The sequence below is a fragment of the Candidatus Frankia alpina genome (assembly GCF_902806485.1).
Lineage (GTDB): Bacteria > Actinomycetota > Actinomycetes > Frankiales > Frankiaceae > Frankia > Frankia alpina.
In genome coordinates, this window is sequence record NZ_CADCWT010000031.1 from 24,234 (window position 1) to 31,361 (window position 7,128).

The window sequence follows — 7,128 nt, forward strand, 5'->3', positions numbered from 1 at the left end:
CGGCGGCATCGGCCGACGGCCCGCCCCGGCCCTGGTCGACCGGGGCCGGTCACCGCCGGCCCGGCCCGTCGCCGCCGACCGGGCGCCCAGCGCCTCCCAACGCCTTCCAGCGCCGTCAGTGGATGCGGCCGACCTTGTAGGTGGAGCTGTAGATGGGACGCAGCGAGACGACGCCGCCGGTCTGCGGCGCGGCCCACATGTAGCCGTTCCCGGCGTAGATGCCGACGTGGTAGATGTTGCCCGGGGTGCCGTAAAAAATCAGGTCGCCGGGCTGCTTGCCGGACTGCGGCACCTTGGTGGAAACGTTGTACTGCCCCTGTGCGGTGCGCGGCAGGAACCGGCCGAGCTGCTTGAACACGTACTGGACCAGGCCCGAGCAGTCGAAGGAGTAGGGCCCCTCGGCGCCCCAGACGTACGGCTTGCCCTTGTTCAGCGACGCCAGGTAGACGGCCTTCTCACCGATGGAACTGCCCGGGATGACCGTGGGGATGGCCTGGTCGATGACCGACCCGGCACCGCCGCCGCCGAACCCGGCGCGCGTCGGGCTGGTGATCGTCACGGTGGCGGCGCCGGCGAGGGAAGGCCGCAGCGCGTTCGACCCGTCGAAGACGGCGGTGATGGTCGTCGTGGACAGCAGCCGGGCGGCGATCTGGGCAGTCCCGCCGGCGTCGGTGTGCAGGCGCGTCGAGGTCTGCCACTGCGGCCCGTTCACGACCACGATGCGGACATCTGCGCCCGACAGCGGGGCGCCGCTGTCGGCCTCGGTGGCGCGCACGGTCAGCACGACGGGGGTGTTCGGTGCGACGGTCGACTTGTCCGCGGTGATGGAGACGTTGGTGAAGACCGGATCGTGGCCGGCGATCGCGGTGGCCAGCGGGGCGAGGGCGCGCGTGCCGGTCAGGTCGCCGACGGCGCCGTGGCTCACCGCGAGCGAGGCCTCGTGGATCGGCGAGCCCGCGTCCAGCGAGGCGGCGCCGTCGGTCCCGCCGGGCACCGTCGCGGCGAAGGCGGCCGTCGAGGCGGCGAGAGTCCCGGTCGTGAACGCGGCGATGGTGGCGGCCCGGCGGGGCGGAGCCGTGGTACGGCGGCGGGCCGCGGCGGAGCCTGAGGCGGTGCGAGGCGCCGGCGGGCGCTGGCGACTGCGGACGAACTGTTCCCAGTCCTCCGGTAGCCAGGCCATACCACGACGGGGCAAGGCGTGTCCTTCCCGTGCGCCTACTGAGGTGAGCTGCCGGATGCGGGCCGGGGAGCCCTGCGCCGGCCGCGCGGACCATCTGCTCCACTCCTGGTGGCGTCCCGGTTGCGGCGGCCGCCTCCAGGACCATGGGTCCCCCGTGCCTGCCCCGACATACTCGGAGGGGTCGCCGAACCGGGGGCAGGACTAGGCGCATCGGTCCGACGGGTATGACTGTTCGGATGCCACGTAACCAGCACTTCAGATTTCGGACACCGATGGAACGGTCAGAACAGAAGTGCTGTCGATGACCATATATGGACATACCAGCAGGGTCGGCAACCACCCCGAACCCAACGCTCGAACACGCTCCCGGAAAACACCCGCGCCTCAGCAAGAAGTAAACGTGATCTCACGTTGCGCGATAGCGTGGAGGCGACGACGAGCCTCGGCTTGCCTCCCGTGACAGTTCCCGCGCCCAGATCTGACCCGCCGTGTACCGCGCCGCGCCTCAGGTGACGCTGCGCAGGTGATCCAGCGAGCCACCCCGGGGCGGCCGGAACGGGGGCCCCGCCAGTTCAGCAGAACCGGGCAATACCGTCGTTCCGGGGCCGGACGGCGGCATCCGCACCCAGGTCAGACGCCGAGCGCACAACGCCGCGCGAACGTCACCGCACCCCGGCCGGCGGGTCGTCGGAAATCCGGAACAGTCAGCCGACGGATCGACCCGGGGGAATTCCCTGACCCGCGCCGACGCCCGCCTCGGGGATGGTAGGCGCCGCCGGGGCCACACCGCGGGGTGCCGCCGGGACGAGCGCGCCTGCCGCCGGCGCCACGGCACCCACACCAGCGCCCGACGGCACCAAGGTGCCGGTATGCAGCACCGATGGGGGGACCGTCGCCACGGGGGCGGGCGAGACCGCAGCCGCACCGGCGGGCGGGTCGGCGAAGGTGTCCGCGTGGGCGTAGACCACGATGTTGTTGAGGTAGTGCTTGGTCTTGTGGTCGAAGGCGCCGCCGCAGGTGATCAGCCGCAACTCCGGGCGGGTCACCGGCCCGTAGACCCGCTGGCTCGGGAACGCCGCCTTGGACACGTCCTCGGTCCGGTCGACGATGAACGCCTGGGCGACTCCGGTCCGCCCGGCGACCTCGACCCGGTCGCCGGGGAGGAACTGGGGCAGGCGGTAGAAGACCGCCGGCCCCGTGGTGGAATCGTAGTGCCCGACGAGGACCGACGGGCCGATGCCCCCCGGCGCGGGGCCGCGGTCGAACCAGCCCACGTCGCCCCAGGCCTTCGGCACCGCGATCGAGCCGTCCGGGGCCAGGCCGAGGTGAGTGATCGGCGCGTCGACCCCGATCCGCCGGATGCGCAGCCGGACGGGATCGTTGATGACCACCACCGGCTGCTCGACCAGCGCGGGCGGCAGGCCGGTGGTGGGACCCGTGGGGGCCGGCGGTGGTGGTGGCGGCGGGATGTCGGGCAGCTCGGCCGCCGCATCCGCCCCGGAGCCGCCGCGGACGGCGTCGAGTGCCGGTTCCGCGAGGCGGAATCCGCTGCCGACGATGAGCACCAGGCCCACGAGGAGCAGCCCGCGCCACAGCAGGAGAGGCCGCGCCGCCGCGGCGGCGGCGACGGGCACCGGGCCGATGGCGGGCTTCCGATGGCTGCCGTTGGTCTCGCGTTCCACAGTCCCTCCCACCCCTTCAGTCCCTCCCACCCCTTCACTGACCGTCACCCTAGCGAGCGGGTTGGCAACAATCGGTAAGCACGCGCGAGACGGCTCGAGGCCGGCCACCGACGGCGCCCGCCATCCCGGTCGACGGCGGGACAAGCCGTGAAATCCAGTCGGCACGGCGGTTCTCGCGCCGGCCGGACCGGTCGCACCACGCCCGGCCCGCTTGCCATGCATCCCCACACGCAGTCGCTATGGTGTCACTCGCAGCGACATACTGATCACCTTACGTTAGAGAGGGGACCAGATGAAGAAGGGTATGGGCCGAAGCGCCGCTGTTCTCGCGATGTCGAGTGCAGCGAGTGTCGCCCTCACCTTCGGGCCCGGCCTGGCCGCCGCCCACGCCTTCGATGACAAGGACCAGAACCCTTGCAGCGACAAGAAGGACGACGGCTGGGACATCTTCGGCGACAAGGACAACAAGGACAACAAGGACAACAAGGACGGCATCGACGGCAACAAGGACGGCATCGGTAACAAGGACGGCGACTGGTTCAACTGGGACGACAAAGACAAGAACAAGAACAAGAACAAGAACAAGAACAAGAACAAGAACTGCCCGGTCGGCGGCGGCGTCGCCGGTGTCGGGGTCGGTGTCCTGGGCGGCGGGGTCGGTGGCGTGGGCGGCGTCGGTGGCGTGGGCGGCGGAGCCGGTGGCGTAGCCGCCGGCGGCGGCGGCATGGCCGACCACGGGTCCTCGCCCCTGCTCCCCCTCGCCGGTGCCACCGTCGGCGCCCTGCTGATCGGCGCGGGGGTGGCTCGGCGGCGCGCCCAGGGCGCGGCCTGACCCTGCACCATCGTGGAGATCAGCCGCACAGAGACCCTCGTGGGTGACGGCCTCGGCCTGGTCCCACGCGGGGCCGCGCACGAGGGTCGGGGGTCGCGTCGACGCAGACGCGACCTCCGGTCACCACCCCGGGTCGCCGATACGGTAATGTTGCTGCCGTACGGGACGTGGCGCAGCTTGGTAGCGCACCAGACTGGGGGTCTGGGGGTCGCAGGTTCAAATCCTGTCGTCCCGACAAGGAGAAACGCCCCCTCGGCCGATCGCGGCGGAGGGGGCGTTCGCATTTCATGGACACCATATGGACAGTTCCGTGGATCATGAAAAATCTGGCCTTCGCGGGGCCTCGCCAGGCCCGCTCGCGGCTTTCGCGGCCGGAATCGGGCTCGAAACGGTGGTGTGACGTTCTTCACATCAAAGAACAAAGGATCTTGTCGTCATAGCGATGTGGCGATACCCGGGATGGATCAGGCCGCGGTCGCAGCCTCGTAGCGGGCCTGGAGCGCCTTGACGATCCGGTCCTCGGTCTCCCGCAGAACGTGGGAGTAGAGCCCGGAAATGCCGCCCGGCGCATGGCCCAACCGCGCCTCGATCGCGGAGTCCGGGATGCCGGCCGCCTCCAGCGCCGCCTTGTGGCTGTGACGGATGCCATGCACCTTCATGCCGGGCACGAGCGGCTCCCAGCCCGGATGTCCCGGGGTGCCGCGGCGCTTCGGCTCGACCGGTCGGCCGTCACAGGCCGGGCGCCATGCCCGCCGGTTGAAGCCAGAGCGGCGCAGCAGCCCACCGCGGGGGCCATGCCAGACGAAGGGGTCTCGCTCGCCCTTCTTGGGCCTCCAGTCGAGCCGGACGTCGATCATGTCGAACACGAAGTCGGGCACGCGGGTGGTCCGGGCCGACCCGCGGGTCTTCGGCGGGCCGGAGGTCAGGTGCCCATCGGCCTCGATCAGGCACCCCAGTTTCGGATGGAGGCGCAGTACGCCGGCCTCCCGGTCGATGCACGGCCCGTTGTCGTCGGGGTCGCGGTTGCCCCCTCGACGACGAGATCCTCGCGCAGGCCGACCATCTCGGCCCACCGCCACCCGGTGCCCCACAGGCACCACACCAGGTCGGCGTAGAACGCGCACCGCGGGCGATGCCGGCGATGCCCGTGGTGTCGGTGTAGACCGCCTCGGCGCCGTCACCCTCCGGCAGGCGGATCTTGTAGCAAGGGTTGTAGCCCAGGATCGGCGGCCGGTGGTCCACCGCCGAAGCCAGCAGGAGCTGCAGATCCTTGTAGATCAGCTCTACGGTCGCCGCGGCGCGCCAGCCTGCGAGATCCTCGTCCACCCAGTCCTGGATGTCGAGGCGGTCGAACGCAGACAGCAGAGTGCCGCCCCAGCGCGGCTCGACGTGCAGCCGCCAGCGGCGATCCGCCTCGGCCACACTGCGGATCGCCTTGCGGGTCGACCGACAGTAGGTCGGCCACCATCGCTCGCGCCACGCGGCCAGCGTGAGGGTGTCGGCAAGAAGCTGGGGTGGTTCCTCGACCGGCGCCTGCTTGGTCTCGCCGGTACACCGCTCGGCCATCGAGACACAGATGCAGTCCGGCACGTGCCCGTGGTCGAGGTGGCGTTCAGCCCGCACGGCCCAGGAGCGAGCGGCGGACTTCGTATCGAAGATTGGGCGCCACATCGTCTCGTCAGTCGGCGCCCGATGGTTGGTCCGCACCAGCCGCACCCGGACGCGGATACGACCGTCGGACTTCCGGGCGGGCAGGGGCTCGAACGTGGCCATAGACTGCCGATGGTCGCAGACGGCGGCCCGTGATCAGTCGATGGCCCCCTGTTGTGCCTACCGTCGGGCGGCATAGTACCGCTTCGTCAGGAACTCGACGAGGTCCCGGATGGTGAACCGCCATCCGATGTTGTTCGCGAGCTTCAACCCGGACAACTTGCGGGCGGTAGCCCAGCTCGTGACCGTTCTGGGCTCCACGTCGAGCAGCTCGGCGGCCTCACGCGACCCGAACGGCTGCGGGCCGCCATAGGCCCGCAGGGGCGCCAGGATCTCGGTCAGGCCGGGCGGCTCGACAACGGAGGCCGGCTGCGGCGCGGGCGCCGGAGGCAGGGTGGCGAGGGCGAGGCCGTGCGGGTCCGGCCGGCGAGGGCGGGTGGCAGTGCGCACGAGGGGTCCTTTTCGGTCGGACGGGGAACCCCGGGGGCAGGTTGACCCCCGGGGTAGGTGTTAATAGCCCGGGAGCTCGCCGGGCTGGACGCCGACGCCGTGCGGGATCGTCTTGCCGAGCTCGGGGTCGTAGACGCCCTCCTCGGCGTCGTCAGCCGGCGGCTTGCTGCCGCGCTCGGCCGCTTTCGCGAGGGCTTCCAGGCGGTCGCCGAGCAGCTCCCGAAGGGTGATCGCCGGCTCTGTCTCGTCCAGGACGACGAACTCGTCCATCGCCGGGTCCTTCGCGTGATCCGCGAGGAAAGCGATGATCTTTTCCCGCGTACTGGTGTCGCGCCTCGCCCACGCTGCGGCCTGGCGGGCGCGCTCCCCCGGATCGACCGGCGGCTGCGGCTGCTGCCCGGCGCCTTGGGCCTGAGCCCCACCGGCCACCGGGGTCACCTGCGCGGCAGGCCCCGCGGACGCGGCGGCCTCACTGGCCCCAGCAGGAAGCGCGGCGATGTCTTCGCCGGCTGTGAGCGCCAACGTCTTCCCGCGGGCCGCCGCGATCTCACGGAGTGTCCCGACGCCTTCGACTCGCGCCTCAATCTCGGTCATGGAGTTCACGATGTCGATGTGCACCACCGGGAACCGCTTGCCGGGAAGAATCATGGTGCGCAGGATCAGGTTGGCCGGCACGTAGATGCCACCCTCAGCAAGGAACTTGAGAAAGGCCGCCTTCTCCGGAAAGTCCGCGGCGACATGCTTGCCGTGAGAGGTGAACCGCCACCAACCGACTCCCGGCAGGTCAGGGAAACGGACCCGCAGCTTTGTCTCTGCCTGGCACAGCTCCCGTCCGGTCGCGTTGCACTCGCACGGATTTCCGGTGACCTGATTGATGGCATCGGCCGCTCCGGTGCACCGGCGAAGGCACTTCCCTCTCTCCCAGTGAACCATCCACTGGTCCACGGTGGCACCGCCGCCGAAATAGACGGGCAGCTCCGCGAGGGGGGTCGTCGTCTGCCGCTGGAGCCCCCGGTCGGACTCCCAGACTTCCGCCGTACCGCCGAACTTCTTCGCCGCTGCCTCGATCGCGCGCCGGCTCGGCGAGGTGAAGCGCCAGGTGTCAAGACGAACCGGATTCTTGGCACCCCTCTTCTCGCCGGGCGTGGATGTCCCGATTCGGATCTGCCCGTCGATGATGCCTTCCTGCTGCATGCGCAGGATCTCGGCCTTGTAGCAGGGCCCCGGGAAGATCGTTCTAGGTTGCGATCTGCTACGCGGAGTATTGGCCCCGT

Annotated in this window: 6 protein-coding genes and 1 tRNA gene; 2 read left to right on the plus strand and 5 right to left on the minus strand. The window is 70.6% G+C overall.

Translation table 11 applies throughout. The features are described from left to right. Nucleotides 1-115: 115 nt before the first annotated feature. Nucleotides 116-1,195 (minus strand): C40 family peptidase, encoded by a 1,080-nt coding sequence (locus G6R25_RS06060; protein WP_163552192.1) that lies wholly within the window; start codon nt 1,193-1,195, stop codon nt 116-118. A 689-nt stretch (nt 1,196-1,884) separates the two neighbouring features. Then, nucleotides 1,885-2,874: a class F sortase gene (locus G6R25_RS06065; protein ID WP_235947566.1), complete on the minus strand. Its 990-nt coding sequence runs from the start codon at nt 2,872-2,874 to the stop codon at nt 1,885-1,887. 292 nt (nt 2,875-3,166) lie between these two features. On the opposite strand from G6R25_RS06065, the gene G6R25_RS06070 reads away from it, so the two are divergent. Together G6R25_RS06070 and G6R25_RS06075 are read left to right on the plus strand one after the other, a co-directional pair. Beyond that, complete coding sequence (locus G6R25_RS06070) at nt 3,167-3,694, plus strand: hypothetical protein (protein ID WP_235947568.1); 528 nt, start codon at nt 3,167-3,169, stop codon at nt 3,692-3,694. Nucleotides 3,695-3,855: 161 nt separating this feature from the next. Further along, a tRNA-Pro gene (locus G6R25_RS06075) sits at nt 3,856-3,929 on the plus strand. A 229-nt stretch (nt 3,930-4,158) separates the two neighbouring features. Here G6R25_RS06075 and G6R25_RS06080 read toward each other — a convergent pair. The 3 genes from G6R25_RS06080 to G6R25_RS06090 all read right to left on the minus strand — a co-directional run. Beyond that, nucleotides 4,159-4,773 carry a site-specific integrase gene (locus G6R25_RS06080; protein ID WP_163552194.1) on the minus strand — a complete coding sequence of 205 codons (615 nt, stop codon included), beginning with the start codon at nt 4,771-4,773 and terminating at the stop codon, nt 4,159-4,161. Between the two features lie 751 nt (nt 4,774-5,524). After that, nucleotides 5,525-5,854: a helix-turn-helix domain-containing protein gene (locus G6R25_RS06085; protein ID WP_136448828.1), complete on the minus strand. Its 330-nt coding sequence runs from the start codon at nt 5,852-5,854 to the stop codon at nt 5,525-5,527. 60 nt (nt 5,855-5,914) lie between these two features. Continuing rightward, a partial coding sequence (locus tag G6R25_RS06090) for a recombination directionality factor (protein ID WP_205446901.1) occupies nt 5,915-7,128 on the minus strand: 1,214 nt, incomplete at its 5' end.

Excerpts from the sequence above, each read along its gene's own strand:
- G6R25_RS06070 (WP_235947568.1), top strand. The coding sequence starts at position 3,167 with ATGGGCCGAAGCGCCGCTGTTCTCGCGATGTCGAGTGCAGCGAGTGTC.